28 protein-coding genes and 1 other annotated feature are annotated in these 26,222 nt (G+C 49.1%); of the genes, 27 read left to right on the top strand and 1 reads right to left on the bottom strand.

Going from position 1 to position 26,222, the window contains the following annotated elements; genetic code table 11:
- The first annotated feature begins 232 nt into the window (after positions 1-232).
- The 4 genes from DFQ01_RS24695 to DFQ01_RS24710 all read left to right on the top strand — a co-directional run bounded on the left by DFQ01_RS24695 (position 233) and on the right by DFQ01_RS24710 (position 1,938).
- Entirely contained in the window at positions 233-529 is a 297-nt protein-coding gene (locus tag DFQ01_RS24695; RefSeq protein WP_245946869.1) for a hypothetical protein, read from the top strand.
- Between the two features lie 163 nt (positions 530-692).
- Complete coding sequence (locus DFQ01_RS24700) at positions 693-1,124, top strand: SRPBCC family protein (RefSeq protein WP_110046623.1); 432 nt, start codon at positions 693-695, stop codon at positions 1,122-1,124.
- 6 nt (positions 1,125-1,130) lie between these two features.
- Entirely contained in the window at positions 1,131-1,493 is a 363-nt protein-coding gene (locus DFQ01_RS24705) for an ArsR/SmtB family transcription factor (protein WP_245946870.1), read from the top strand.
- Between the two features lie 79 nt (positions 1,494-1,572).
- Entirely contained in the window at positions 1,573-1,938 is a 366-nt protein-coding gene (locus DFQ01_RS24710) for a hypothetical protein (protein ID WP_245946871.1), read from the top strand.
- Positions 1,939-1,996: 58 nt separating this feature from the next.
- On the opposite strand, the gene DFQ01_RS24715 is transcribed toward DFQ01_RS24710, so the two are convergent.
- The gene (locus DFQ01_RS24715) at positions 1,997-3,283 is read right to left on the bottom strand and encodes a chloride channel protein (RefSeq protein ID WP_110046624.1); all 1,287 of its coding nucleotides are present in this window, start codon (positions 3,281-3,283) and stop codon (positions 1,997-1,999) included.
- A 206-nt stretch (positions 3,284-3,489) separates the two neighbouring features.
- On the opposite strand from DFQ01_RS24715, the gene DFQ01_RS24720 reads away from it, so the two are divergent.
- From DFQ01_RS24720 to DFQ01_RS24830, 23 genes are all read left to right on the top strand, one after another.
- Positions 3,490-3,897: a MarR family winged helix-turn-helix transcriptional regulator gene (locus DFQ01_RS24720; protein ID WP_245946875.1), complete on the top strand. Its 408-nt coding sequence runs from the start codon at positions 3,490-3,492 to the stop codon at positions 3,895-3,897.
- Position 3,898: 1 nt separating this feature from the next.
- Positions 3,899-5,413: a DHA2 family efflux MFS transporter permease subunit gene (locus tag DFQ01_RS24725; RefSeq protein WP_110046626.1), complete on the top strand. Its 1,515-nt coding sequence runs from the start codon at positions 3,899-3,901 to the stop codon at positions 5,411-5,413.
- 143 nt (positions 5,414-5,556) lie between these two features.
- Positions 5,557-6,504: a DUF3895 domain-containing protein gene (locus DFQ01_RS24730; RefSeq protein WP_110046627.1), complete on the top strand. Its 948-nt coding sequence runs from the start codon at positions 5,557-5,559 to the stop codon at positions 6,502-6,504.
- A gap of 40 nt (positions 6,505-6,544) precedes the next feature.
- The gene (locus DFQ01_RS24735) at positions 6,545-7,117 is read left to right on the top strand and encodes a GNAT family N-acetyltransferase (protein ID WP_110046628.1); all 573 of its coding nucleotides are present in this window, start codon (positions 6,545-6,547) and stop codon (positions 7,115-7,117) included.
- An 83-nt stretch (positions 7,118-7,200) separates the two neighbouring features.
- Positions 7,201-7,668 (top strand): LysM peptidoglycan-binding domain-containing protein, encoded by a 468-nt coding sequence (locus DFQ01_RS24740; RefSeq protein ID WP_174812704.1) that lies wholly within the window; start codon positions 7,201-7,203, stop codon positions 7,666-7,668.
- A 160-nt stretch (positions 7,669-7,828) separates the two neighbouring features.
- The gene (locus DFQ01_RS24745) at positions 7,829-9,775 is read left to right on the top strand and encodes an ATP-dependent DNA helicase (RefSeq protein WP_110046629.1); all 1,947 of its coding nucleotides are present in this window, start codon (positions 7,829-7,831) and stop codon (positions 9,773-9,775) included.
- On the top strand, positions 9,769-10,071 hold the full coding sequence (locus DFQ01_RS24750) for a DUF6509 family protein (RefSeq protein ID WP_110046630.1): 303 nt from the start codon (positions 9,769-9,771) through the stop codon (positions 10,069-10,071). Before DFQ01_RS24745 ends, DFQ01_RS24750 begins: the two co-directional genes overlap by 7 nt.
- A gap of 26 nt (positions 10,072-10,097) precedes the next feature.
- Positions 10,098-11,171, top strand: a complete 1,074-nt coding sequence (locus DFQ01_RS24755; RefSeq protein ID WP_110046631.1) for an undecaprenyldiphospho-muramoylpentapeptide beta-N-acetylglucosaminyltransferase — start codon at positions 10,098-10,100, stop codon at positions 11,169-11,171.
- 145 nt (positions 11,172-11,316) lie between these two features.
- Positions 11,317-12,480 carry a cation:proton antiporter gene (locus tag DFQ01_RS24760; protein ID WP_110046632.1) on the top strand — a complete coding sequence of 388 codons (1,164 nt, stop codon included), beginning with the start codon at positions 11,317-11,319 and terminating at the stop codon, positions 12,478-12,480.
- A 96-nt stretch (positions 12,481-12,576) separates the two neighbouring features.
- Positions 12,577-14,319 carry an outer membrane protein assembly factor BamB family protein gene (locus DFQ01_RS24765; protein WP_110046633.1) on the top strand — a complete coding sequence of 581 codons (1,743 nt, stop codon included), beginning with the start codon at positions 12,577-12,579 and terminating at the stop codon, positions 14,317-14,319.
- A 378-nt stretch (positions 14,320-14,697) separates the two neighbouring features.
- Positions 14,698-14,931, top strand: a binding site (T-box leader).
- 88 nt (positions 14,932-15,019) lie between these two features.
- The gene (locus DFQ01_RS24770) at positions 15,020-16,216 is read left to right on the top strand and encodes an aminotransferase class I/II-fold pyridoxal phosphate-dependent enzyme (protein WP_110046634.1); all 1,197 of its coding nucleotides are present in this window, start codon (positions 15,020-15,022) and stop codon (positions 16,214-16,216) included.
- Between the two features lie 16 nt (positions 16,217-16,232).
- On the top strand, positions 16,233-16,781 hold the full coding sequence (locus tag DFQ01_RS24775; protein WP_245946872.1) for a hypothetical protein: 549 nt from the start codon (positions 16,233-16,235) through the stop codon (positions 16,779-16,781).
- A 51-nt stretch (positions 16,782-16,832) separates the two neighbouring features.
- Entirely contained in the window at positions 16,833-18,059 is a 1,227-nt protein-coding gene (locus DFQ01_RS24780; RefSeq protein WP_110046667.1) for an MFS transporter, read from the top strand.
- A 63-nt stretch (positions 18,060-18,122) separates the two neighbouring features.
- Positions 18,123-18,266 (top strand): hypothetical protein, encoded by a 144-nt coding sequence (locus DFQ01_RS31245; protein WP_174812703.1) that lies wholly within the window; start codon positions 18,123-18,125, stop codon positions 18,264-18,266.
- Between the two features lie 131 nt (positions 18,267-18,397).
- Positions 18,398-18,955, top strand: coding sequence for an SLOG family protein (locus DFQ01_RS24790; protein WP_110046637.1), 558 nt, complete (start codon positions 18,398-18,400; stop codon positions 18,953-18,955).
- A gap of 16 nt (positions 18,956-18,971) precedes the next feature.
- A complete protein-coding gene (locus DFQ01_RS24795) occupies positions 18,972-19,502 on the top strand; it encodes a GNAT family N-acetyltransferase (RefSeq protein WP_110046638.1) in 531 nt (176 codons plus the stop codon).
- Positions 19,503-19,567: 65 nt separating this feature from the next.
- Positions 19,568-21,067 carry an IMP dehydrogenase gene (locus DFQ01_RS24800; protein ID WP_110046639.1) on the top strand — a complete coding sequence of 500 codons (1,500 nt, stop codon included), beginning with the start codon at positions 19,568-19,570 and terminating at the stop codon, positions 21,065-21,067.
- Positions 21,068-21,167: 100 nt separating this feature from the next.
- Positions 21,168-21,401 (top strand): DUF3892 domain-containing protein, encoded by a 234-nt coding sequence (locus tag DFQ01_RS24805; protein WP_110046640.1) that lies wholly within the window; start codon positions 21,168-21,170, stop codon positions 21,399-21,401.
- 203 nt (positions 21,402-21,604) lie between these two features.
- Positions 21,605-22,462, top strand: coding sequence for a L,D-transpeptidase family protein (locus DFQ01_RS24810; protein ID WP_425452436.1), 858 nt, complete (start codon positions 21,605-21,607; stop codon positions 22,460-22,462).
- 292 nt (positions 22,463-22,754) lie between these two features.
- A complete protein-coding gene (locus tag DFQ01_RS24815) occupies positions 22,755-23,534 on the top strand; it encodes a squalene/phytoene synthase family protein (RefSeq protein ID WP_110046668.1) in 780 nt (259 codons plus the stop codon).
- A gap of 119 nt (positions 23,535-23,653) precedes the next feature.
- Entirely contained in the window at positions 23,654-23,941 is a 288-nt protein-coding gene (locus DFQ01_RS24820; protein ID WP_110046642.1) for a HesB/YadR/YfhF family protein, read from the top strand.
- A gap of 407 nt (positions 23,942-24,348) precedes the next feature.
- Positions 24,349-24,957, top strand: coding sequence for a transglutaminase-like domain-containing protein (locus DFQ01_RS24825; protein ID WP_110046643.1), 609 nt, complete (start codon positions 24,349-24,351; stop codon positions 24,955-24,957).
- A 184-nt stretch (positions 24,958-25,141) separates the two neighbouring features.
- Complete coding sequence (locus DFQ01_RS24830; RefSeq protein WP_174812702.1) at positions 25,142-26,038, top strand: GNAT family N-acetyltransferase; 897 nt, start codon at positions 25,142-25,144, stop codon at positions 26,036-26,038.
- Positions 26,039-26,222 lie beyond the last annotated feature (184 nt).

Here is a 26,222-nt window from a genome sequence, read left to right on the forward strand (position 1 = left end):
TGTGAATAGGAATAAGCCGTCTGAAGTAGAGGAAACCCTGCTTCAGATGGCTTTTTTATCGTCATAGGATATAAATATTGAACATATCATAAATATAGTTGGTTAAACAATGCGAGTTTGTTTGATTTTGGTGAATTTTATATGAATTTAATGTTGGATCTTGTGGGAAAAATTGATTATACTAGACAAGGTAATTATTTACATGAATATCTGTAGGAGGAATAATTAACACATGCAAACGGAACAAGGCGCACATTTCCAACCTGTGCCAAATCACAATTATCAACCGCAAGGTCCGAAAGTAGCGGAGGTCGTCTCCGTTAAGGAATGGCTCGTTTCCAGCCTTATCATGCTAATTCCGATCGTGAATATTATTATGATGTTTGTTTGGGCCTTTGGGGGCAATGCGAATCCGAATAAGGCCAATTACTTTAAAGCAGCACTTCTGATGGCATTAATCGTACTGGTTCTATATGTAGTCATTATTGTGGTTATTGTCGGTGCAATTGCATCAACATCATTTAGTTAATTTGTTCGCCGCTCTTCCACTTCGGAAGGGCGGTTTTATTTTACCAAATCGCTTCGCTTGACATGAAACCTTAGGGTGTCATATACTTCGAAATGAAACCAAATGGTTTCCTAAAATCAGACGATATTCGTAATTACCTCTAATTGAACAGGAGACTACACAAATGAGCGAAACGAACGCACAACAGCTGCCGGATATTGTCCGTAACGTTGTATTGAACGCATCAATCGAGAAAGTATGGAAGGCTGTTTCCACTGCAGAAGGAATTGCTTCGTGGTTCATGCCGCCAACGAGCTTTGAGCCAACGGTTGGGTATGAATTCGAATTGAACGCAGGTCAGTTTGGCATGTCCCCATGCACAGTAACGGTCGTTGAACCGCCGCACCGTCTCGCTTTCCGTTGGGGCAAAGACTGGACATTGTCCTTTGAACTTAAAGAAGAGCAGGACGGAAAAACAGCGTTTACCCTTACGCATGGCGGTTGGGGCGCCGATGTCGTTACCGAATTTAATCAGCCGCATACGCAAGTTCGAGAGCATATGGGACATGGCTGGGATGGCATCATGAAGAAGTTTGTACAAGTTATCGAAGGTTAATTCGTTATGGAACAGGCTAAGCCCAATCCCGATAACAAGCCTGCAATGGACGTGTTTCAAGCGATCGCGGACCCTTCGAGACGTAAGCTTCTAGAAATGCTGGGCGATGAAGAAATGCCGGTCACGGCAATCTCCAGCCATTTCTCAATGACAAGGACGGCTGTCTCGAAGCATTTACGCATCCTGACAGACGCAGGCTTATTGACTGAACGAAAGGTCGGGCGAGAGACGCGCTATAGACTGGAGCCTGCACCCCTTCAGGAGTTGAAGCGTTGGCTTGCCTATTATGATCGGTTCTGGGATAACAAAATGCTCGCCCTTCAGCGCTATGTGGAGTCGTCCGACGATAGCCAGACGTCATCCAGCTAAAATCAAGGGTTGATCGAACGCCCGCGGCCGTATTATGCTGATGACGACTGGATTTGCTGGCTTGAAGGAGAGATGGAACGTGAGCGAATACCCTCATGTGTATGATGTGAAGATGGATTTGTACCAGGATTGGCTGAATACGGTACAAGAAGTGTTTCGTGGCTCGGGATCTCCGCTGCCGGAAGATCTGACGGATGAAGAAGTCTCAATCGCTTATTTTCTGCAGACGGCACCTTCTGAAGAGGCGGCGGAACAGCTCGCGGCGAGTAACGAGAAGCGACTTCGTACGATACAGCAGACCATTCTGGATCGTATTGATGATGTAATTGCACCTGACATTCATAAGCGAACGGGCTATGAAGGGACGCAGTACCATTTTCAATGGGTATACCAGCAAGGCGAGCACATTGTGGAGAATCACTCGCAGTATCGAATCCCGCTATAAAAATGCAAGAAGAGCAAGCTCGCGGTTGAATGCCGCTCGCTTGCTCTTCTTTTTTCGTTTAATGGGCTTGCTTATGCTTAACTACGACTTCTGCCTCGGATTTCTTCCTCACCCAAGGGAGCGAAGCTTTGATCCAGCCATAACGCTGGGAACGATAAATTCTCGCATGACCGGAGCAAGCATAGCTGACTAAGCAGCCAATAAGTAAATACAATGCACCATCTGTACCAAACAGTTCTAGTCCCATAACGAAGCAGGCGAAAGGGGTGTTAGCCGCACCGCTGAATACACTCACTAATCCAATGCCTGCCAGCAGCGGTACAGATGCATGGAATAACCCCGCAATCGCACTGCCAAGCGTACCGCCGATCACGAACAACGGTGTTACTTCGCCGCCCTGAAATCCAGAGCCTAGCGTAATGGAAGTAAACAGCGTCTTGAGTGCGAAGGCAGCTGGAGATACCGATTCTTCGAATGAGTGACTTAATAATGGCAGGCTTAATCCAAGATAGTCACGTGTTCCAACGATATACACAAGCGCAATAATGGCAAAGCCACCAGCGAATGCTCGAAGCGGAGCGTTAGGAATCCATGCAGCGAACCGTTTCTTCAATCCATGCGTCAGCTCACTGAACAGCAGTGCAGCAAGTCCAAACAGAATGGAAGCCGCAATGATCTGTGCCAATAATTGAAGCGAGAATGAAGGCAATTGGCCTAGCGAATACTGAATATGTCGAATTCCCCAAGCTCTTGTGACATAGTCGCCTGTCCAGCCGGCAATCAAACACGGAATAAGTGCGATAAAGCGGCTTCTGAAGCTGCGGTGTGCAGCAAGCAGTTCGACAGCGAATATGGCGCCCGCTAGCGGCGTTCCGAATACGGAGCCGAATCCGGCACTAATTCCACATTGGAGCAGTATGCTGCGCTGCTGAGTGGTTAATTTCAGCTTGTTGCCTAATTGTTCAGCTAAGCTGCCTCCCAGTTGAACGGCAGTACCTTCGCGTCCGGCCGATCCACCGAGAAGGTGAGTTGTCCATGTTCCAATTAATACGAGCGGTGCCATGCGCAGCGGTACAGCAACATGAGCATGATCACCGTATGCTTGTTCGATGAGCAAATTGTTGCCTTGTGCTGCTGAGCGGCCATAGGCGGCATACAGCCAGCTGATCCCAGCACCGCCAATCGGCAGCAGCCACAGAAGCCAAGCTGAGTGCTCGCGCACGGAGGTTAATTGTTCAAGTCCATAAAGAAACAAAGCGGAAGCAGTTCCGCCCAGCAGGCCGATGGCAATTGTAACGAGCGCCCATCGCAGCAAGCTTGAGCCCGTGTATATGACATTATTCAAGTGAATTTCGCTCCTTGACAACACTTAACTTTCTTCATAAGACAAAATTATAGCACGAAATATGGATTGACGGCCTACTCTAGTTTGAGTAAAATACTTCGTATGCGAAATGTTCGTATGTGAAAGATTTGTTTTCTAAATCAAACTAGAAGGGAGGAGGGGTTCACATACTGGAGAATCAGGAGCGGCTGCAGCGACTATTGCTCATGTTTCGAGAAACGAATAAAGAGCTGTATCAAGTATTGAATGTTACGTTACAGCAGCTAGGTATCACATCCGCACAATACATGGTACTTAAGGCACTGCACACGAAGCCGTGCATGGGTTTGTCAGAGTTAGCGGAACAGATTTATTCCAATAACAGCACGGCAAGTGGCATTATTGATCGTCTGGTCAAAGCCGACCTCGTCAAGCGGGAGCGGCCTGATACGGACCGCCGGGCGATTTCACTGACGTTGACTCCGCAAGGAGAAGAACTGATCAACAAAGCTCTCGAATTGCGACTGGATCGGTTGAAGCCGCTCCTGAAGCTGCCCGCAGAGGATTACGATACGATGTTCCGCATTCATCGGGATATTATAGAATTAATACAACAAGGTGGAGAGGAAGCCTAACATGACTAACGCAGTATCTAACTTAAAAAGGGGTCCTATCGTAGCTTCGCTGATTATTGCGGCGTTCGTTGCGATCTTGGCGCAAACGCTGCTTAACATCGCGCTGCCAAGCATCATGAAGGACCTGAATGTATCGGAGAACACGGCACAGTGGCTCATCACGGGCTACATGCTTGTCAACGGTGTACTTATTCCGATCAGTGCTTATATGATCGAACGATTTACTACAAGAAGTTTGTTCATTGTCGCTGTCAGCTTGTTCACGATCGGTACGATCGTTAGTGCCCTGGCTCACAGTTTCCCTATTTTGCTCACAGGTCGTCTGATCCAAGCGGCTGGCGCTGGTATACTGATGCCGCTGATGTCGATCGTATTCCTGACGATCTTCCCGGTTGCAGAACGCGGTAAAGCAATGGGTATGATGGGTCTGGCGATGATCTTCGCACCAGCAGTTGGACCTACGCTGTCCGGCTGGATCGTAGAACACTATTCGTGGCGCGTTCTGTTCTACATCCTGCTCCCGATTATTTTGTTCGCTCTGTTCTACGGCGCTTATGCAATGAAGAACGTTACGCGTAACGCCAAATCGAAGCTGGACTATCTTGCAGTTGTATTGTCTACGCTCGGCTTCGGCGGCATCTTGTATGGCTTCTCCGATGCAGGTACGGACGGCTGGAACAACAATACGGTAATTACATCGCTCGTTATCGGTGTAGTATCCCTTATCTTGTTCGTCTGGCGTGAACTTGTTGTTGAGAAGCCGATTCTTGAACTGCGTGTATTCAAATTCAGCATGTACTCGCTCACGACTGTCATCAACGTTATCGTTACGATGGCCATGTACTCCGGTATGATTCTGCTGCCGCTGTACCTGCAGAACATTCGCGGCTTTACGCCGGTTGAATCTGGATTGCTCCTGCTGCCAGGCGCGATCCTGATGGGTATCATGTCGCCAATTACAGGTATTATTTTCGATAAAATCGGTGCACGTTGGCTTGCGGTTGTAGGTCTTGCAATCACGGTCGGCACGACGTACATGCTGAGCGATTTGGCCTCAGATACGACATACACGGCTTTGATCACGATCTACTCGTTCCGCATGTTCGGTATGTCCCTGCTTATGATGCCAATCCAAACAGCTGGTATGAACCAGCTGCCGCAGCGCCTCAATGCGCATGGTTCGGCGATGCAGCAAACACTGCGTAACGTTGCAGGTGCACTTGGTGCAGCATTGCTCGTTACGATCATGACGAACAAAACGAAAGATGTTGTCAAAGAACTGATCGTCAGCACGGGTACGAATCCACAAGACGAGAAAGCGATGCTGCCGCTTCAAGCCCAAGCTATGATCGAAGGCATTAACCATGCGTTTGTCGTTGCGACATGGTTCGCAGTTGCCGCTCTCGTGCTTGCCTTCTTCATCAAGAAGGTTAAACCGCATGAAGAGAAGAAAGTTGAAACGGCCAAGAACGATGATAAAGTGAAGGCACAAACCCAAGCAGCTTCGCGCGGTTAATCGCGTGTCACGAAATGGCCCGTTTCGATCCTTTTGGATCGAGATGGGTTTTTTCTTTGTTTCCTGATGAGGACAATGTGCGGTATACTCGGGACAACGAATGAATGATGAGGTTACGTCATCAGTGATGAGGTGATTCGGGCATGATATTAGACATAGGCGTGAGAGATGAGCTGCTAAGCCGATTAAATGAGGAGCAGCAGCAATATTTGACCGAAGTGCTTTCACGCGGAAGAAGAACGGTATTCGCCAATGAGATGGCGAGGCAGAAAGGGTACTCCATTCCGGAAGGAATCGATGTGGAGCAAATCGAGCTGCTGCTTGATGAATGGATCTACACCGGTTACATCGATGCCGGCCAAGTATCGCCGGATTTGCGATGCGAGTGTGGACGTCCGCTCCGCTACCAGCATCAAGTGCAGCATAAGACGACGGGTGAACGGAAGTTTTTCGGCATTGATCATTTGAAGGAGCATTTGACGATTGATGCTTCTGTCGTTTCCGCGATTAAGAAAGGCTTCGATGCCATCGATTATGAGCTGGACGAACTGCTAGTGAAGCTCTCCAATGATTGGGCAGCGGATCCCGAATTGCTGCAGGTCGCGCAGCTGCCGGATGATGTCGTGGATCATATGAATCTTAAGCTCCCGCTGCTGGACAAGCAGGTAAAGAAGCTGCGGGCCATCCGTGCGGCTGAGCTTACTGCAGCATGGCGTCGGAACGAACGACAAGCCGGGCTGCCAGAGCCTGCATTTAAGCCAGAGAAAACGACAGTTGTAGAGAAATCGGAATCGTATGATTTGTTCGCGTGGCAGGAGGAAGCAGAGGAGCCGGAAGCAGAGCCTCCGCTAATTGAGTTGGACTATGCCTTGCAAAGCCGTGTACGTACTTATTTGCGAAACGGTGTTGGAAGCGCGCGAGTTATATGTGAAATGCTCATCGAGGAGCATCAGGCGAGCGATCGCCGATTTCTGACGGGTAAGCCTAAGCTGTATCCAAGTGTATGCGTCTATATTGAATCGCTTGATGCGGTCAAGATCGAGAGTATTTCGCCAGAGGACCGCTCGTACTCCCTTACGAAGCCGATTTAGTTGTTATCTGTCAGCAATTAATGAGGAGGCATAACCAACGATGGAAGTACATCCTACCGCGCAAACTACCCATAATGCTCATATCGTAAACCCTCGCGTCATTGACCGGATCGTTGCAGTGCAGTCGACAGCAGAGGATGCCCCTGCTATTATGGATTTACTGTTGAAGACAGCGCAATGGTTGAACAGTAAAGGCTCAACCCAGTGGGGAGCGCTGCTCCACGGGGAGGATGCGCATCATTCAGTGGAGTCCGCTCGAAGGGGAGACGTCTACTTATTCAAGGATGGCGATACGCTCGCAGGTATCGTCATGCTGCTTCGGAGTCCAAGTCCATGGGACATTGAGCTGTGGGGTGAGGAAGGACATGAGGGTGCGGTATATTTGCATCGTCTAGCCATTAATCGCGATTATAGCGGTAGAAATTTGGGCGAAGCCATTCTCCAATGGGTACACACAGGCATCCGATTCGATGGTAAAGATCGTATCCGACTTGATTGCAATGACTCGAATCCGCTGCTGGATCAGTTCTATCGATCAGCTGGCTATACGTATATGGGGCATGCAGATAAGGGATTCTTCTTGTTCGAACGCATGCAGCCAACCTTACAATAATTTTTCATTGCATCATAGGCGCAAAGCCGGTTCCGACATCATACAGTGTAGACGTATGACTATTGAACCGGGAGGTACTACCGATGAATCGTGGTTTTGCGCCATTTGGCGGTGGTTTTGGTCGCCGTCCTTTCCGTCCGTTTCCGCATCCCTTTTTCCCTGGACGCGTTTTGTTTCCATTCTTTTTCTTCTCGCCGTTCTTTTTCCCGTTCTTCCGCGAAGGTGAAGAGCTAGGAGAGGATCGGAACGACGGGATTTTCGCGCAGCATCAAGCAACGCAGGGGCAGACGCTTCAACAGGTGGCGCATGCGTATAACATCCCTTATCCAATTCTGGAAGAAGCGAATCCGCAAGTTACTAGTCCAACTCAACTGAGACAAGGTGAAACGGTCGTTATTCCGCGGATCTCGCATATGTATTGCCACAAAACATACATGGAGCGCGATGAGAAGCAGCCCGTACAGACGGCTGTAGACCCTGCTCAGCAGCAGCAAGCACAACAGTGGCAGCAGCCAAGGTCACCTTACGCGCCAAATCAATACCCTTATTAAGGTTTCGAATACAAATAATGATAAGGCTGCGGATAACCGCAGCCTTTATTGCGTTTATTCGAAGATGGAGCGACATACATAAATAGAGGGTGAAATACGTTCATTTTGAGGTATAATGGAACGATGGAGTTTATTGATGAATGTGGAGGCACGGACGTAATTGGCTAATTATCCGTTTGAATTTGATCCTGGCACACCGTTTATGCAGCAGGCGAGCGATTGGATCGCTGATGTCTTCTATGAGGTGCTGCCGGAGGCAGGCTTCGAAGTGCGCGACGAGCAGATCTATATGGCGTTCCAGCTGGAGCGGGCGTACAACGAGAAGAAAACGATTTTTGCAGAGGCTGGTGTTGGTACTGGCAAAACGCTTGTCTACCTGCTCTATGCAATTTGCTATGCCCGTTATACGCGCAAGCCTGCGATTATCGCCTGCGCTGACGAGTCGCTGATCGAGCAGCTGGTGAAGCCGGAGGGAGATATCGCAAAGCTTGCTCGCCATCTGGAGCTGACGATTGATGCGCGTCTTGGCAAATCGCCGGATCAATATATTTGCTTGAACAAGCTGGATGATGTGCGTGCTGATGAAATGGCATCTGAGATCTATGACACCATATACAGCGGATTGCCTAAATTTGTACATCGTCCAGACACGATGCAGTCATTCCATCCATACGGAAACCGTAAGGACTATCCGGAGCTGTCGGATGACGAATGGGGACAGATCGGCTGGGACGTCTTCCAAGACTGTCTCGTCTGCAATCAGCGCCATCGCTGTGGTCAGACCTTATCGCGCGAGCATTATCGCAAAGCGGCAGATATCATTATTTGCTCGCATGATTTCTATATGGAACACGTTTGGACCTATGATGCGCGTAAAAGGGAGGGCCAACTGCCATTGCTGCCAGAGCACAGCTCAGTCGTTTTCGACGAGGGGCATCTGCTCGAGACAGCGGCGCAAAGCGCGCTCACTTACAAGCTGAAGCACTCGTTGTTCGAGAGCATCATTACGCGGCTGCTCGAAGGAGAAGTGCGTGAATCGCTTGCCTATGCCGTCGAGGATGCGATCGGAGCGAGTGAAAAGTTGTTCGAGCTGCTGGCGAAGCACAGCGTTCGTGTTCCTGCATCGAATCGGCGCGAGGTTGTGCTGAGTGAGGAGCTTCTGCGGGAGATCAATCGGTTCAGCGGTCTGCTCGGGACGATTGAAGAAGAGCTGGTGTTCGAGAGCGGATTGTTCACGATTGACGACTATCAGCTCAAGATTGTCGAGGAGCATCTCGAGATGATCGGACTTGCATTGTCGTTGTTCAAGCGTCCAGAAGGACTCATCTCATGGGTAACGGACGATGGCGCGGATGGTATCACATTGGTCATTATGCCGCGCAAGGTGAAGGAAATTCTCGCGGAGATGGTGTTCGGCAAGCGAATGCCTGTCGTCTTCTCGTCGGCTACACTGTCAGTTGACGGCTCCTTCGACTATGTTGCTCAAAGCCTTGGCATTAGCGATTATTTGTCTTTCACCGTAGCTTCTCCATATAACTATGAGGAGCAGATGAAGGCTGTGCTTTATCCAGAACCATCGGCCCCTTCTGCTGCCAAAATGGAACAGGTGCTTCGCAGCCTAGAGCAAGCTGAAGGCGGTTCGCTGCTGCTGTTCCCATCATTCGAAGAGCTGCATCTGTTCCAAGCCGAGCTGACTCGCTATCCGGAAGCGCGCAGCTACCGTTTCTTGTATGAGGGTTCGGCAGAAATCAGCCACCTCATCTCCGAGTTCCAGCGCGATGAGCGCAGCATTCTGTGCGCGGTGACGTTGTGGGAAGGACTTGATATTCCAGGGCCGTCGCTGTCGCATGTGCTGATCTGGGCGCTTCCGTTCCCGCCGCATGACCCGGTGTTCGATGCAAAGCGGAAGGACGCGAAGGATGCATTCCGTGAGGTCGATATGCCATATATGCTGCTTCGCATGCGGCAGGGGATCGGCCGGCTTATTCGCACAAGCAGTGACAGCGGTACAGTCTCGATCTTCGGAGAGCAGCTCGAGAACGATGAGGTTCGAGAACAGATTATGCGGTTCTTACCGTCCAATACAGAGAGGATGGCACCATGCTAAACATTTCGGAATACAGCGTAGAATTAGTAAAAGATCCGTTCGGCATTCTGGACGGCAAACGATATGAATTCATTCTAGATCTAGACGTACCTGATGACGATGAGCTGTATAGCGAGAATGGCGTCTATGCACGGGTTATTTTCAGTGTTGCAGACAGCGGTTCGCGAATCGTCAAATACGAGCTGCGCGAACGCTCGACAGATCGCTATTTGGAGATTGATCTGGAAGATGAAGAGCTTGCGGCATTTGCACAATTTTGCAAGGAAGAGCTTGAATCGGGTGCTGACGTCGAGTAAGGCGTCTACCATGGAAGGAGACGGGCATGAAATCGATCTTGTTCACAGGCGGGGGATCCGCCGGACATGTTACGGTCAATCTCGCGCTAATTCCGAAGTTTATTGAAGATGGCTGGAAGGTCGACTACATTGGCTCCGTTGATGGCATTGAACGAAGACTGATCGAACCGCTGGAGGGCGTCACGTATCATCCGATTGCTACGGGTAAGCTGCGGCGTTATTTCGACTGGCGCAATGCGAAGGACCCGTTTAAGGTTGTGAAAGGCGTCATGCAGGCGTATCGCCTCATTCGTCGATTGAAACCGAATGTTGTCTTCTCTAAAGGTGGTTTCGTCTCCGTACCAGTCGTGTTAGGGGCCAGGATGAACAAGACGCCAATTCTTATTCATGAATCGGACCTAACACCTGGCTTGGCCAATCGGATTGCAATGCCTTTCGCAACGGGAATCTGTACGACGTTCCCTGAAACATCGCAATACATTAAGGCAGGCAGCACTGAAGTGCGCCACGTCGGTGCTGTCATCCGCGAAGAAATTCGTCAAGGGGATGCTCAGCGCGGCCGTGCATTCTGTGACCTGAATGCATCAAAGCCAGTGCTGCTCATTATGGGTGGCAGTTTAGGTGCGCGTGCGATTAATTCAGCTGTGCGTGCTGCTTTACCAGAGCTTACTCGTCGATTCTACATCGTCCATCTATGCGGCAAAGGTGGCATTGACCCGTCTATCGAGAATTCGTCGTACCGACAGTATGAGTATGTACAGGAGCAGCTGCCCGATGTGCTCGCGATGACTGATATCGTGATTACGCGTGCTGGCTCGAACTCGATCTACGAATTTCTGTCGCTGCAGCTGCCGATGCTGCTCATTCCGCTGTCGAAGCGGCAGAGCAGAGGGGATCAGCTGCTGAACGCTGCATCCTTCAAAGAGGCCGGCTATGCCCAGGTGCTCGAGGAAGAGCAGCTTAGCGCGGAAACGCTCGTGGCAGAAGTAACGAAGCTGTATGATGAGCGGCATACATACCGATATACGATGCGGCGTCACGCGCAGCAGGATGCCTTGTCATCCGTGTATGGGTGGATCGGTGGAATTGCGAAGCCGTAGCATCAACGATATAATACTTGTAACTTCATAAGCAATAAATCGGTGGAGTCTGTCATTTACGGGATTTCTCTGTCTTTTTGGAGAGCCTGTATCTTACAGGCTCTTTTTGCATTCATATTGGTCGGCAATGAAAGGGGAATTGGGTATGTCAATTTTATTAACACTTATGTTGATTATTGCGGGCACGAAGCTTGCAGGGGATTTAGCGGTAAGATTGGGTCAACCTTCTGTGCTTGGCAAGTTGATCGCTGGTATTGTATTAGGGCCTGCAGCGCTGCATTGGATCGAGCCGGAGCCGTTCATTAATGAAATGTCTGAGATCGGCGTCCTTCTGCTTATGTTCATCGCAGGGCTTGAGACCGATCTTGACCAAATGAAGCGCAATTGGCGTTCATCTGTTGCAGTAGCTGTTGGTGGCATTGTCGCACCGTTCGTCGGCGGATATCTCGCTTCAATCGCGTTCGGATTATCGAATGGGCAATCGCTATTCGTCGGCATGCTGTTGTGCGCGACTTCGGTAAGCATTTCCGTTCAAACGCTGAAAGAGATGAATGCACTTCAATCCCGTGAAGGGACAACGATTCTTGGAGCAGCTGTCGTAGATGATGTCATTGTGGTGATTCTGCTCGCGGTCATGATGAGTGTACTGGGTACCGGTGAAGGCAGTTCGGTCAGCGAAATTATGATAAAGAATGGACTCTTCTTCTTGCTCATCGTGATCGTCAGCTTGTTCGTTGTTCCACAGGTCATGAAATGGTTCGCTTCTCTTCGTGTCAGCGAACCTATCATGAGCGGAGCGCTCGTTCTTGTATGCGGCTACGCCTATTTCGCTGAAGAAATGGCGGTGGCTGGCATCATCGGTGCATTCGCAGCGGGTATCACGATTTCGCAGACGCGTTTCAAACATGAAGTTGAGGAGAAGGTAAATCCGATCGCCTATAGCTTATTCGTTCCCGTGTTCTTCGTCAGCATCGGATTAAATGTCCGTTTCGAAGGCATCGGCAGTCAGCTAGTCTTTCTGCTTGTGCTGACGCTTATCGCGATCGCCGCCAAGCTGATTGGCGGTGCAATTGGTGCAAGGCTGACTGGCTTTGACCGCCGGTCAGCGCTCATGATCGGAGCGGGCATGGTGTCACGTGGAGAAGTGGCCCTTATCCTTGCCGCATCCGGTTTGGAATCCGGGCTGCTGCCGCAGCGTTATTTTACAACCGCAATTGTGCTTGTTATTGTTACGACACTCGTTACACCGCCGCTGTTGAAGCTGTTGAATACAGGTCGGAGCAATGCTGTTAAGGCTGTTGATCAGTAATTTTCGCAGATCTGTGCAACTTTCCATCGTCTCCGTAAGTCTATGAATGCATCGAACGCATTGATAGGCTGAAAATGGAAACGGAGGAAGCGATTCATGCGGACCAAATGGACGAAGGTTGCTGTAGGCTGTTTAGCAGTTGGATTAGCGGTTTCGGTTGTCATTCGTGCATCGGCATATGCGCAAGGCGTCTCAGGGGTGAATGCTAGCTTTGCCAGACCAACGATTAGCAATAAGACAAACATCCCGTTGGCGACACCTCGCTGGTCGATCGAACTCAGCAAATCTACACAAGATATCATTTACGGTAATCCAAGCGTAGTGACGGCTGGTAATAACGTATTGTTCGTGAAATCTGGCGTATTGAATGCCATCAATGAGTCTAACGGAAAAACACAGTGGACATTTGGTAAGAAGCTGCAAATGCAAGCCGTTGCGATAGCTGGCAATGATGTATTGGTATTCGATGATAGCGGTGTCGTGTACCGAGTAGATACGAAATCGGGAAAAGGTTCGAAGCTGTTTCAACTTATGAACGCAAAGGGCACGAAACCTGACGCGATTAATATGTTAATGGCATCTGAAGCTGAAGGAATTGTATATGTCCTCAACTCCACTACGGTTGCAGCGGTTGATCTTACCTCTGGGAAACTGAAATGGCGGAATGATGAATTCTTCAATACGAATCAGCCACAGCTTGTGAATGGAAAGCTGCTCTTTTATGCAATCGAATCGGGGGCGCTTACGGTTGGTACGACTTATGCAATCGATCCGAAGACAGGCAAGACGCTATGGCGATTAGCCGGCAGCCACTCCGCGCTGCTTGGAACGGACGGAGATAAGCTCTACTTCGAAGATCAATGGCCGAACGTGGATGACGCCGAGAATGCAATTGCGAAGCTGGATGTTGTATCTCTGACCACGGGAGAATTAATCGAATCGAAGTCGTATCCATCTCCGCAGACGAGTACGGGTACAATCGTTCAACGTTCAAGCCAGATCGTAATCGACGGGAATGATTTGTACATTGGTGCTGGTGGCAGCGGGGTGTATCGCTATGGCCTGCAGGCGGACCCGACAACATCAAAACCGGCGTATATTTCAGTGAATGGCAGCTGGATCGCAGGACCATACAACGGAAAGCTATACTTCAGCCAAGCGGATAATATGGGCTTGTTCGGCAATAAGCTTCTGGATCATACCTACATTCCGTACGATGGTGTAGACAATCCAATCAGCCGACTAGACCTAATAGATTCGGGTATGTATATCGGACAGACGGACGGGTCCATATTGGCTTACAACGTCAAAACGGGTAAGGCGCAGTTCCGCTATGAGTCTCATGCACGCAACTATGGTCCGTTCCAGACGGCCGGCAATACGCTAATCGTACAAGCCGATAATAAGCTGTATGGTTTCTTACTGTCGGCGGAGCTGACCAAACCAATTACCGACGCCGAGGAAACAGCGAGTGGATACGCGAGGACAGCTGCAAAGCTGTCGCTTAACGGCGAGCTGCGAGAATTCACGCCGAGCATGATGACAGCGGCGAACCGGATGTTTGTACCGTTTCGTTTCTTGACGGAGGCGTTAGGTGCACAAGTCGTCTATGACAGCAAGACGAAGTCGGCAACGGTCACGTACGAGGAGCGCGTATTTACGATCACAGAAGGCAAAGCTTATGCGGAGGTTGGCGGCACACAGCAGGAGCTTTCTTTTGCACCGGTAACGTTGAATGGCTCGCTGTATGTATCTGTGAAGGATATAGGCAATCTGCTTGGCATTACCGTGAACTGGAACCAATCAACAAGAACGGTAGAAGTGGTTACAGGCAAGTAGCGCAAAGAAAGGAATAACACCGATGAAGCTGGAATGGCGCAAGGCAGAGAAGTTAGTCTATGGCGTGAAGCATAAATGATGAGGAGCCGGCGACATTTGCACTTATGGACGAATTTTGCCAATCGAATCAACTCGTTCGGACTTTCCAAATACATCATCGGGAGATTTACTTGTCCGATGCTCGAAAGGTAGATCCCAGTAAGCTTCAAACCATACTTCGCTATCCGGTTTAGCGTGTCTGATCGATAACCTTACGCTTGCATGTCAGATGTGTTCGTTTTACACTCTTCCGTTTCGCTTGGACAAAACTTTAAACTTTGCCGTTGCAATTTGCGATGACGGGTGTATAATAACGAGTAATTTCATATTTCTCGAACAACAAATTCATTGACGAGAATGAGTACGTTAAATCGACTGATCTAACAGAGAGTTGGGTTGCTGAAAACCAACGTTCAGGCGGTAACCGAAAGCTATCTCCGAGAAGCGGGCCGAAAGGCCAGGCCGCTATTCCAGCGTTAGAAGGAAGCGCATTGATAGATGCGTGATGGAGTGTCGCTGTCGTTGGCAGCGGAACTAGGGTGGTAACACGGGTTATACAGACTCGTCCCTTATTGGGGACGGGTCTTTTTTGTTTGTTCAAATTGAAGAGGAGTGACTTTGAACGCCGTTCAAAGATCCTGATGTGAGGAGATATCCGCCAATGCTAAGTCAATCGTTAACTGTAACCAAATCCAAATCAATCGAGGGCCGGCTGGCGGCGCTCGTACGGGAGATGAAGCCGTCGGGCATTCGCAAGTTTTTCGATCTTGCAGCAGGTCAAGAAGGGATTATTTCGCTTGGTGTCGGTGAGCCTGATTTCGTAACGCCGAAGCCGGTTCGCGATGCATGCATGATCGCTCTGGAGCAGGGAAAAACTTCGTATACGTCGAATGCAGGCATGCCAGAACTGCGCCAAGAGATTGCGAATTATGTGCAGACCAGCTGGAATGTCAGTTATGATCCCTCAGATGAAGTCCTTGTAACGGTAGGGAGCAGCGAGGCGATTGATCTTGCGCTTCGTGCATTGATTGAACCTGATGATGAGATTCTTATTCCAGTGCCAAGCTATATCTCATATGCGCCAATTGCTGCAATCGGACGCGGTAAGCCGGTTGAAGTGCAGACGAATGCATCGAACCATTTCAAACTTACGGCGGAAGCACTGCGCAGTGCAATTACACCGAAATCGAAGGTTCTGATTGTATCGTATCCGAACAATCCGACTGGCAGCATCATGAGCTATGAGGATTGGCTCCCGATTGCGCAAGTGGCAGAGGAGCATGACCTCATCGTATTATCGGACGAAATTTATGCAGAACTGACTTATGGTACGAAGCATGTAAGCCTTGCGTCTGTTCCAGGCATGAAGGAACGGACGCTGCTTATTAACGGCTTCTCCAAGGCTTTCGCAATGACAGGCTGGCGCGTTGGATATGCTTGCGGACCGCAGCCGCTCGTTGCTGCCATGCTGAAAATTCATCAATACACGATGATGTGCGCACCAATTCTCGGTCAAATCGCAGGCCTAGCATCACTGCGGATTGGTCTCTCGGAGAAGGACCGGATGGTGGAAAGCTATAACGTTCGCCGCCAAGCCATCGTTGATGGCTTCCGTCGTATCGGCCTTCCATGCCATGTTCCGTTCGGTTCGTTTTATGCGTTCCCGTCTATCGCTGGAACAGGGCTGACATCCGAGCAGTTCGCTGAGCGGCTGCTCCTCGAGCAGAAGGTTGTAACCGTGCCTGGCAATGTGTTCGGTCAAGGTGGAGAAGGCTTCATTCGTTGCTCTTATGCGACCTCGCTGCCGATGATCGAAGAAGCGCTGGTACGGATCGAGAAGTTTCTACAATCGTTGTAGTCAAGGAGGAATGCGAGTGGCGCAGAACAATATCCAAGTACCGTTCGGATACGAGCCACCAATCGATTCACGCAAAGGTATATTGGTCTATTACGACACGTTCGAGCATGTATCGGATGAGGAGCTTGATCAGGTGGTTGAGTTGATGAAGGGCATGTCGTTCAAGAAGCTCGTACTCTACCCACTGCATGAATCGACGGCCAAGCGGATGTCGAAGGAGCCGGTGCGGCCATATTACAAAAGGTTGGATTTCCTTCATGACTGGCGCCGATCAATCGATGCGGCAGATGTTGCGATCGAAGGTCTTGAAGGCAAGCGCAAGAAGTACACGCCAATCGATAGCGCGCTTCGTCATCTGACGGAAACCTACGGCAAACCATTATTCTTGCTCCTTTCGCCGGAGACGGCCAGCTTGTTCGCCGGCTACGAGTCGTTCGAACCGTGGATTACCCGAATCCGGCTGCTGCTTACGTCAGGACCTTCGTCCAGTCAAATGCATCCAATGCTCGTCAAATACGCGCATCGTTGGAATGTCGTTGGTGAACCGGTAGGAGAGACCGATTAATGATACGTAAGATAGCTCATGTTTCAAATAACAGCGGGGAATTCTAACGACATGAACAATTCGATCTTATTTAAAACAGGCGCAAGCCGCGATCGGCATCAACGCAAGCTGCTGCTCAGTGCAGGGCTAAGCTGGCTGTTCGATGCAATAGACGTCGGCATGCTGTCATTCATTGTCGCTGCGCTAAGCGTAGAATGGGGACTTGGCGCTCATCAAATCGGTCTGCTCACCGCTACGAATTCCATTGGAATGGCAGTAGGGGCGGCAACGGCGGGCATCTTAGCAGATCGTTATGGCAGACGGACCATTTTGCTCTGGACGCTCGTCATTTTCTCCGTTGCAAGCGGCCTATCTGCCCTTGCTGGCAGCTTCGTAGTGCTGCTGATCCTGCGTTTCGCGGCTGGTTTCGGACTTGGCGGTGAACTTCCGGTTGCGTCGACGCTTGTCTCGGAATCAGTACCTGCGGAATCACGGGGCAAGGCGGTCGTGCTGCTGGAGAGCTTCTGGGCAGGTGGTTGGATCTTATCGGCATTGATCGCTTACTTCGTCATTCCAGATTATGGTTGGCGTATCGGCTTCGCCATCGGCCTAGTTCCGGTACTGTATGCCCTTTACTTGCGCCAAGCGATTCAGGACCCAGCCCGTTTCACGACGCGTCGCGATGAGTCACTGTCGTACGGCAGCCGGATTGCTTCGATCTGGAGGAGCTCGCATCGTCGTTCGACGATCATGTTGTGGGTGTTATGGTTCACGGTCGTCCTGTCGTACTATGGCATGTTCTTATGGCTGCCGACGGTAATGGTAATGAAAGGATTCAGCCTTGTTCGCAGCTTCGAGTATGTGCTCATCATGACGCTGGCACAGCTGCCTGGTTATTTCACAGCTGCATATTTGATCGAACGAGCAGGCCGTAAGTTCGTGCTCATTACGTATCTCATTCTGACAGCGGTCTGCGCTATCGTATTTGGCAGTGCAACCTCGACTGGGGTACTTATTGCAGCAGGTATTGGCCTATCGTTCTTCAATCTTGGTGCGTGGGGAGCGATGTATGCTTATACGCCAGAACTGTATCCGACGCCAATCCGATCGACAGGGGTTGGTCTTGCAGCATCCTTTGGTCGTGTTGGCGGTGTCATTGGACCTTATCTCGTCGGTGCACTGGTTGAACGGAGCACACCGATCTCAGCGATTTTCTCCATCTTCTTCGTTACGATCCTAATTGGAGCCGCAGCTGTGCTGCTTCTTGGCAAAGAGACGAAGGGCATAGAGGTCGAGTAATTGGACATCCTAAATCTCGCTGAGCGGCATTTAAACTCGATGACGATGGAGGCAGCGAAGACAATGGGCCGTAAACAAAAGAATTTCAACGGACAGCAGCAGGCTTTCGAGGCTGTGAGTCAACAAGCTGAGGATAATCAAGCCGCAGCGACTGAAACGAACAGGAACCAGAAAGGCCAAATTCCGAACAAACCTTCAACTGGTTAATGATTGCTGAGGAAAGCAAGGCTGCACAGGCGATTCGCCCATGCAGCCTTTTTCTATACCGCATGGACACGATGTGCGTACGGCGGTACAATCATCCCATGTCAGGTTATAGCAAGGAGAATTGGGAACGGATGAAAAGTTTACTTGTTACCGGATATCGAGCGCATGAACTCGGCATCTACGATCAGAAGCATAAAGGCATTCCGTACATACGTAAGGCGCTCGAGTCGCGGCTTATCCCACTTATCGAGGAAGGGCTTGAGTGGATTGTCACGCCCGGTCAATACGGTGTTGACTTATGGGCCTGTGAGGTTGCCATTGAACTGAAGCGGACATATCCGCAGCTTAAGCTATCCATTCTTGCCGCATACACGAACCCGGAAGAGAAGTGGAAAGAGGAGAAACAGGACTATTACCGAGGCATTTTGCACCATGTCGATTATTACGCCTTCGTCAGCAAACAGCCTTATCAAGGGGTCTGGCAGTTAACTGCTCGCGATGAGCTGCTTCTGCGGCGTACGGACGGGATTCTGCTGTTATACGATGAGGATGCGGGAGAAGCAAGCCCAAAGTATATGAAGCAGAAGGCGCTGAAGCGGCATGAAGAGGACGGATATCCGATCATAACCATTACTGCGGAAGATATACAAACAATGGCGGATGAGGAGCAGCGAGACATGGAGTATTAAATGGGGAGGAAGAAGCATGGGGGAGTATGTTAGGTTAGTTAAACCAACGGCGGAGCTTCGATATGAGTACTTGGATTTCTATCAGGATTGGGTCGATAGCGGTGAAGATATGGTTCCCTGGGTAATCAGCAAGGATCCGTCGGACTTTGAAGCAATGGTACAATCTCTATTCGATAACGAGAAGGGCGAGAATCTGCCGGCCAACAGAGTTCCGGATTCCACCTATTGGCTGGTAACGGATCAGAATAAAGTGGTTGGTGCAGTCAACATAAGACATAGGTTGTCGGAGAAGCTTCTCAATTGTGGTGGTCATATCGGATATGGTATTCGTCCCTCTGAACGGAGACGAGGTTATGCGACGCAGCTGCTAGCACTGGCACTAGAGAAGACGAAAGCATTAGGCATCGAAAACGTGCTCGTGGTTTGTGACGACTGTAACGAAGCTTCGGCAAGAACCATTATTCGCAACGGCGGGCTGCAGGATGTTAGTTTTACAGAAGAAGATGGAAACGTTGTGAAAAGGTTCTGGATTAGGCATCACTTATGATTGACAGGCTTGGCGCAAATCTGTTATCTTGTTTTAAATTATAATACGACGAGGAGTTGAGAGCATTGGCACACTATTATATGGAACCATCCCGCACATTCAGCGAGTTTCTGCTCATCCCGAACCTAACGAGCAAAACTTGTACACCGGACAATGTGTCGCTGAAAACACCAGTTTCGAAATTCAAGAAGGGCGAGCAGCCTGACATTGTGATGAATATACCGTTCACATCAGCGGTTATGCAGTCTGTCTCCGACCACAATATGGCGACTGCTCTCGCGAGATGCGGCGGTATTTCTTTTATTTTCGGTTCGCAGTCCATTGAGGATCAAGCGGCAATGGTTCGTAAGGTTAAAGAATACAAGGCGGGCTTCGTTGTGAGCCGCTCCAACCTGAAGCCGGAACAGACGCTTCGCGATGTGCTTCGCTTGAAGGAAGAGAATGGCCACTCGACGGTTGCTATTACAGCGGACGGAACGTCGAGCGGTAAACTGCTGGGTATCGTAACGAGCCGTGACTATCGGGTGAGCCGTGATTCGCTGGATAAGCCAATCGGTGAATTCATGACGCCGTTCTCGTCGTTGATCTATGGTCAATCCGGAATGACGCTGCCTGAGGCTAACAACCTGATTTGGGACAAGAAGCTTAACTGCTTGCCGATTGTGGACGAGAACCAGAATTTGCAGCATCTCGTCTTCCGTAAAGACTATGATGCGGACAAAGAAAATCCGCTTGGCTTGCTCGATGCGAACAAGCGTTACATCGTAGGTGCCGGTATCAATACGAAGGACTTTATGGAACGTGTTCCCGCGCTCGTTGATGCAGGCGTAGATATTCTTGTTATCGACTCTTCGGACGGCTATTCGGAATGGCAGTACGATACGGTCAAATGGGTGAAAGAAAACTTCAACGTGAAGATCGGTGCGGGTAACGTGGTTGATCGCGAAGGGTTCTTGTATCTCGTTGAAGCAGGCGCAGACTTCGTGAAGGTCGGTATCGGCGGCGGTTCGATCTGCATTACGCGTGAGCAAAAAGGCATTGGCCGCGGCCAAGCATCGTCTGTCATTGAGGTTGCAGAAGCTCGTCAGCAGTACTTCGAAGAAACTGGCATCTATGTGCCAATCTGCTCCGACGGTGGTATCGTACACGACTACCACATCACGCTTGCACTTGCGATGGGCGCAGACTTCGTCATGATGGGCCGTTACTTCGCACGCTTCGATGAGAGCCCAACGAAGAAGCTGAAAGTCGGCAACAACTTCGTGAAAGAGTTCTGGGGCGAAGGCTCGAACCGCGCTCGCAACTGGCAGCGTTATGATACAGGCGGCAAGCAATCCCTCGTCTTCGAGGAAGGGGTAGACTCATACGTACCGTATGCAGGTACATTGAAAGAAAACCTCGACAAGACGATTAGCAAAATTAAATCGACAATGTGCAACTGCGGTTCGCTCTCGATCGAGCAGCTTCAGGAGACAGCTCGTATTACGCTGGTATCGGCGACGAGCCTTGTAGAAGGCGGCGCGCATGACGTTATGCTGAAGGACAGCACGATGTCCGGCGAATAAGAATAATAGAAGCTCGGTTCTCTTCTCGAAGAAGGATCGAGCTTTTTTTTCGTATAGTTTTGCTCCTTTTGCTCATTCTATGGGTAGGGAGGGATTACAAATGAACCAAAACATGGAGCAAGTCGTAGCCGTACGTAAAAACGGAGATGGCGATATCGTTGACTTGAAGCTGTCGTCGGGTCGTGTTGTTGATTATAAGACCGCCCAAGCTATGGTGAAAAATAACGAGATCGAACATCTGAATGTATTCCGTGGGCGTGACGGCGATGAGCATCTCCGCTCTGATGCCGATGGTCGAACCGACAATAACTTAGACAATTTACCTACGTTTTAGAATTAGCTTTCTGTTAGCAAGAGTAACCAGGCAGATCATAACTGTCTGGTTTTTTTGTAAAAAATTTAACGTATTTTAAGTGCTGTCCTCGTTTGTCCCATTCATATATTGACGTTATCAATATATGAATGGGAGGTTGTCTAGTTCTGAAATCGCATCTAAGGAAGACTGGACTCGTTACGTTAGCGTGTTTACTGGTCTGGTTGCTGTTGCCTTTTGCCAATGCGAGCGGTACTGCTGCTGCGGCTGCTGAGTCAAGCAGTGACCAGCTCATTGTCATCAATAAGAAGACGAACAAACTCGCCTTCTTTGAAGGTGGGGAACTCATTCGCACCTTCTCCGTTGCAACCGGTCGAACGAATAAGCTCACGCCGGAAGGAACGTTCGAAATCGTCAACAAAATCAAAAACCGTCCTTATTATAAGGATCATATCAAGGGCGGAGATCCGAAAAATCCACTGGGCGATCGGTGGATGGGGCTTGATGTGAATGGAACTGCCGGTACCACATACGCGATCCATGGCAACAACAACAGCAAGTCGATCGGGAAGTATGTCAGCTCAGGCTGTATACGAATGAACAATGACGAGATTCATTGGTTGTTCCCTCAGATTAAGATTGGTACGAAGGCGGTTATTACAAATTCGAAGCTTTCCATGATAGAGATAGCTGAGAATCACGGATATCCGGTGCTGCATGATTACGATGGCAAGTTGTTGGTGAACGGCAAGGCTGTCAAATTGGATCATCCAGCTGTGATTCTAGGATCACAGGTATTCGTACCGATGAGAGAGTTGTTCGGGCTTCTTGGAGCGAAGGTCACATGGAACAACGAGAAGAAGACCGTCACTGCCGTCATTGGCGATCGAACGTTAACACATATTCCGCTAACGAATGTGGTTAAGCTTAACGGGGAGACCGTGAAGATTACCGCTTCACGCGTTATTGCGAATTCGACGATGCTGCCGCTGCGAAACATCTCAGAGCTAACAGGCTTCAAGGTCATCTGGGATGCAGAAAAGAAGGAAATACGGGTTACGGGCGGAGCTGCAAAGAAATAGAATGAACTGCTGAAAAGAAGAAGCAATAATACAATTTAATCGTGCGAATGATACAGTTAGTGGCAGCGTGGGACTGATGGAAAGTTCCTCGCCTGCCGCTTTTTTACATAGATAGTGTGTATAAGTATGGAACTGTAATATATGAAATGCATATCTGTGATATTCGTCACAACTTCCCTATTTGGTCATCGGACAAACGTATGGTATCATAATGAAAAGACGGGTATTTTACGAAGAACGCGAGTATTAGTTGGAGGGGTTTGTCATCACTAACGTTGTATTGAATGATGCTATGACAATGCTGGAACAAACGAGCCGGACATTCTATATTCCGATCAGCCGACTGGTTCCAGGCTTGAAAGAAGCCGTTACATCCGGCTACTTGTGCATGCGTGCGATAGACGAGATTGAAGATCACGAGCAGTTATCGGACGGCTTGAAGAGCAGTCTGCTCAGCGGTGTTCGCGATGCCCTTCGTACGGAACAGCCCTTTGAAGCAATTACAAAGCTGTTCGCTCCTCACCAATCTGAACTTCCTGCGGTTACGCTCCAGTTGAACGATTGGCTCCATCTGTGCCCAACTACAGCCCTGCCGATCGTCAAGCGCTACACGGAGCAAATGTCGGACCAAATGGCTGAGTGGGTACATACAGGCTGGGACATTCGTACGGAAGAGGATCTAGATCGGTATACCTACAGTGTTGCCGGCATGGTGGGTGAGATGCTGTCCGAGCTGTGGCAGTGGTACGATGGTACTGCATCGGATATGAATAAAGCAGTCGCATTCGGCAGAGGACTGCAAGCGGTTAACATTATGCGCAACCGTGACGAGGATTTGAAGCGCGGCGTCGATTTCTTCCCGGACGGTTGGAACTTGAAGGACATGCTGCAATATACGAAGCGCAACCTGAAGCTGGCTGATGATTATATCGCAGAGCTGAAGGATGGTCCAGCAATGAGCTTCTGCAAAATTCCGCTGGCTCTCGCCCATGCAACGACAAAGCTGTTGTCGGTTGGCGGTAATAAGCTGACGCGTGCAGCAGTGCTCAAAATCGTAGGTTCGTTGAGCTAGAGCAGGAAGAAGCATGGCATGGAATGGACAAATTGTGAAAAAACGCATTTGAGAACGATGCGGACTCACGATACGATTAGATTAGAAACCTATTCTTCATGGGACGGGAGCTGCAAGCGATGAGAATTATTGTAGAACCGACGATTGCACGCTGGTACATTGATGAGATGGAGCTGCAGCCTGGCGATCAGCTTCATATTTACGTTCGGCTCGGAGGCTGCGGCAGCGTAGTGCCGGGTATGAGCCTCGGCATTATGAAGGAGCGGTCGAGTGCGCCTCGCATACGTGTAGAGAGCGAAGGAATTGAATTTTATATGCTGGAGGAACAACTCTGGTATTTGGAAAATAAGGACTTATATTTGCAATTTGATTCGCAAGGCGACGGCGTCGGCTTTAAGGTCGCGTAGCTGTTTGAATAGTATGGAAGAAAGAAAGCCGCAAATTACTGCGGCTTTTTATTTTGGCATAAGACGAAGATGGACTCGTCGGAATCGGATGAATGTTTAACGGTTGCTGAAGCGGCTATCGCACTGAAATGACAGGTTTCGTATGAATAACGGTTGTCAGCGAGGCTATCAAGGCTATTGATAGTATGATACTGGTGAAAGTAACGCAATAGGCCCCGTCGTAACCGTTAGCATCTTGTGATGCTTGTTATATGCAGATTAAGAGAACTGGCATCCGCTAGCTGCATAGGATTGTTTGATGAGTTGCAAATATAGTGAATAATATTGCGTTTTAAAGTATAATTATGCAATATTCCGATTTGATGCAGTTCTACAAGGTCGATCGAAATGGAAGAGGTGGAGAAACGATGACAATAGTTTGTGAATCCGAAGACTTGAACGACTATTTGATCGCGACTGCAGAAGTCGATTATAACGAACAATCGATCGCTGATTTAACAGCGACTCTACGGGAAGAGGCAGTCGATAAGGTCGATTTTATTCAAAAAGCATTCGAGTACGTCCGAGATGAGATCCATCATTCCTGGGACCTTCAGAGTAATCGAGTGACTTGCAACGCATCGGAAGTGTTGCAATATAAGGAAGGCATCTGTTATGCCAAATCGAACTTGCTGTGTGCGATTCTTAGAAGAGCAGGGGTTCCCGCGGGCTACTGCTATCAGCGGTTAACACTCGGAGATACGCCGGATACCGGCTACTGTATTCATGCACTGAATGCTGCGTATATCTCAGAATTGGACCGCTGGTTACGGTTCGATGCAAGAGGGAATAAGCAAGGCATTCAAGCGGAGTTTTCTCTACAAGAAGAAAAGCTCGCATTCCCAATTCGTCAGGAATATGGGGAAATCGATTACCCGACAATTTACGCCGCTCCTCACCCTGTAACGATCGAAACGTTGAGACGGAATACGGATTGTCTGGTCATGTATCAACATGGTTTGCCACAGGTTTTATAACTTTGTCACTCTATCACTAAAGAAGCCTCCGGGTACGGGGGCTTTTTCTTGTTAAAGATAGATTTACAAAAAAGAAATCTTTCAGTACGATGTTGTATATGGATAATATTTCCTGCATTGTTCATTGGTTCAGAGCCAAGCGCGAGAGCGGTGTAAAAGGGCAGTTTATGTAGGAGGAATGAACATGACATTTGAACTACCAATTCTTCTTAATAATCATTTTGAGTTGAGGAAAGCTGAGATCAGGGATTTCGCAATCCATTACACGACGTATCGTGACAATATATTTTTCAGACAAAGCTGGGATAGAAGAATCTCCATCTTCGATGAAGATGCACCTAGTTATTGGATTTATCATCACAACCGAAGGATTGGTGGGGTGTGTATGGAACCAAACCTGCTTTCATCCTTCTTCTTAGCTCCGCCGTATGAGGATGCACATTCCGTATTCATTCAGTTAAAGGAACGATTGATCTTAATCTCTGACTCTAATAAGCCGATTCACGCCTACGGCATTTTACCTTATCAAACGGAGCATTTTCTACAACTGGGATTCGAGCCCACTGAATCAAGACGTGTAATGATTAGACCAACAGAAAGCTTTGAATTGCAGCAATTAGGAGAAGGTTTTACCGTTAGCACTCCGCAACTAGAGCATATCGAGCAAATTGCCGAGCTGCTATATCATTGCTATTCAGGTCGAGATCGCATTGGGTATCCAGGTGACAATACGATTGAACAACACACATCAGCGCTCGAATATTTCTTCGAACATAACCAATTAGATAGCATTCGGAACGCATCCAGCATGGTATATGATTCAGAGAACAATGTGGCAGCTATTTGTTTGATTTCGATGTGGGAGGACTGGCCGTTAATTTCAAATGTTGCAGTATTGCCGTCATATCGCGGCAAGCGAATCGCAACGCATTTGATCAAGAGCGCCTTGAATGAGTTGAAGGATAGCTATGAGGTACTTCGCTTATTCGTTACGCTTGGGAATCCAGCCGAAGAGCTGTATAGAAACTTGGGTTTCTATCCGGGGTTGGCGCAGACGACTTTTAAATTAGAACAAAGATGAGACATGAAGCGTAGGAACAATTTAATTTTTGATGGTAAGTTGCTCGTAATTGAACGGCTGATTTGTTAAGGACTCATAATTAGATCTCAGAATTTGTAATATGCAATACAGGACGGAAACGGGCTTGAGCGTTCAATACTCGATCCAATGCTTCTTGCGCCTTTTCCAGTGAAAGTCGCTCATC

The organism is Paenibacillus cellulosilyticus (assembly GCF_003182255.1).
Classification (GTDB): domain Bacteria; phylum Bacillota; class Bacilli; order Paenibacillales; family Paenibacillaceae; genus Paenibacillus_T; species Paenibacillus_T cellulosilyticus.